The organism is Shewanella sp. 11B5 (assembly GCF_002836795.1).
Classification (GTDB): domain Bacteria; phylum Pseudomonadota; class Gammaproteobacteria; order Enterobacterales; family Shewanellaceae; genus Shewanella; species Shewanella frigidimarina.
Genome location: NZ_PJAP01001074.1, coordinates 1 through 2,386 on the forward strand (window position 1 = coordinate 1; position 2,386 = coordinate 2,386).

Sequence of the window (2,386 nt, forward strand, 5' to 3'; positions counted from 1 at the left end):
AATATTGAATTAACCATGGCCACGTTCGAACAATCTTTGTTTATGACAGCTCAGTCTGGTCACAACATGATTACCACTGCACCACAATATTGTCAGCACTATTGTCGTAATATACACCCAGATTTAGTGTGTTTACCTATTCCAGTAGATAAAGCATTACAAGATAAACTAATGATCCCCTTCACCATGATTTGGCATAAACGAAACAATCAAAATCCAAAAATAAAATGGTTAAGAGATGCGATAAAAGCCTTATATCGAGACCTTAACAATACCTACTTGCGTTAGTGTAGTGGCATAGTTATTTTGGCCACCTAAATAGAGTTGATATTCTTATCTCGTACATGACTTTAGGTGAACACATGAGATCGATAACCTACTACTTTATAAGCGCTGATGACGGTTACAGTTGTTGAAAAATAGCTTTCATATGCTTTCACACAAAGATCAACATACACTAAAGACTAACTCATAACGCTCATTTACAAATCCAAGGAGGAGACGCATTCCATAAATTAATCCACTCAGGGATTGAACTTGCTGGCATTGGTCTTGCTATACCGAAACCTTGTGCTAATTGACATCCCATTTTAAGTAATTGCCGACCATGCTCTTGGGTTTCAACCCCCTCTGCTATCACAGAACGACCGAAGGTCTTCGATAATTCAATGACACTTTTTACAATGGCTTGATCATCCATATCATCTAACATGTCAATGACAAAAGATTGATCTATTTTTATAACATCAGTCTTTAACTTTCTCAAATAGCTTAAAGATGAAAACCCCGTAACAAAATCATCTAACGAAAACGTATCCCTAACTGTTTACATTGATTAATAACCTCAGCGATGTGCTGAGTATCTTTAATAATACTGGATTCTAAAATTTCAAATTCAAGCTGACCCGCTTGAAAACTAGTGTTGAGAAATAAGATTTCATTTAATTGTTTAATGAAATCTTCATGCTGAAGTTGTAATGGACTGACATTGACACTGATAGGTATAACTATTCCTAAGCGTCGCCATTCATTATGCTGCTTTATTGCTTGGTCAATTACCCATTTACCTAACTCAATTGCTAGAGGTTCTTCTTCAATGTAGGGCAAAAAGCGAAATGGTGACAAAAGACCTTCTGTCGGATGTTGCCAACGAATAAGGGCCTCTAAGCCTATGATTTCATTACTTTCCATATTGATTTTTGGTTGGTAGAATAACAAAAACTCATTGTTATTAAATCCATTGATTATGTATTCTAACTCTCGATACTGGAGTTTTATCGCTACATCATTTTCAAAGTCAAATTCATGAATGCAATTCTTTCCCTGCTCTTTAGCCCTATACATAGCCTGATCAGCATGACGAATAAGTATATCTGCGTGACTATTATCCTGCGGGAAAAACGTCACTCCAATACTCACAGTTATAGAAAGGCGCTTATTTTCAATAATAAATATTTCTGTAATTGAAGAAAGTATTCGCTGTAATATTTCTGTTGCTTGATGATGACTGTCTAAATCATCAAGAATCAAAACAAACTCATCGCCACCAAACCTGGCAAGAGTATCATCCTCTCGTATTGCAGTTTTAAACCTATTTGCAACAAGGCAAAGGAACTCATCTCCTATATCATGACCGTAAGCATCATTTACCTCTTTAAAGCCATCCAAGTCTAGGAAGGCTATAGCTATTTGTTTGCTATTACGCTGCGCTTTGATAAGCGCTTGCTGCATTCGATCAGCTAACAAATTTCTGTTTGGCAAATGTGTAAGTGGATCATAATTCGCTGCAAACTTTAACTTCTCATTTACTTCTTTTAATACCTGATTACTTTTTTCAAGTTTGCGTTGATTATTTTTTTCGTCGGTAATGTCTTGAAATATACCACTTAATTTTTCAGCAACACCATCGACATATGTAACATGACAGGTCGTTCTAACGTCAATCTTTTGTCCTTTGGTGGTATAAGTTTCAAGCTCTAAGTCATACTCTTCGCCAAGTTGAATAGCAGCATCAAGCGCTTCTTGGAATAATTTTTTGGAATCGGGTAATAAATAACTTACCCCCATTTCAACGGTAGGAATATATTCTTGCGGAGTTGTTTCATAAATTCGGTAAGTTTCATCTGTCCAAATCAAGTCACCGTTATGCAAGTTGAGTTGCCAGCCACCTAGCTTGCCTATCTCTTGAGATTCTCTCAATAACTCGGTTGTGGTTGCAAGTAGTTCTTCCTGCCTCTTACGAAAGGTTATTTCTTGGTGCATGCCAATCATTCGTGTCGGTTTGCCTTCAACATCCCATGCAATAGCTTTACCTGTAGACAATACCCAAACATAATGACCGCTTTTGTGTTTTAAACGAACTTCTAACTCACAAAGTTCGCTTTGG

General features: G+C 36.8%; 2 pseudogenes. One reads left to right on the forward strand and one right to left on the reverse strand.

What is annotated here, in order from left to right:
* A pseudogene (locus tag CXF78_RS20455) lies at positions 1 to 288 on the forward strand (DNA-binding transcriptional regulator); the annotation flags it as partial.
* Positions 289 to 478: 190 nt separating this feature from the next.
* On the opposite strand, the pseudogene CXF78_RS20460 reads toward CXF78_RS20455, so the two are convergent.
* Positions 479 to 2,322, reverse strand: a pseudogene (locus CXF78_RS20460) (putative bifunctional diguanylate cyclase/phosphodiesterase).
* Positions 2,323 to 2,386: the final 64 nt, after the last annotated feature.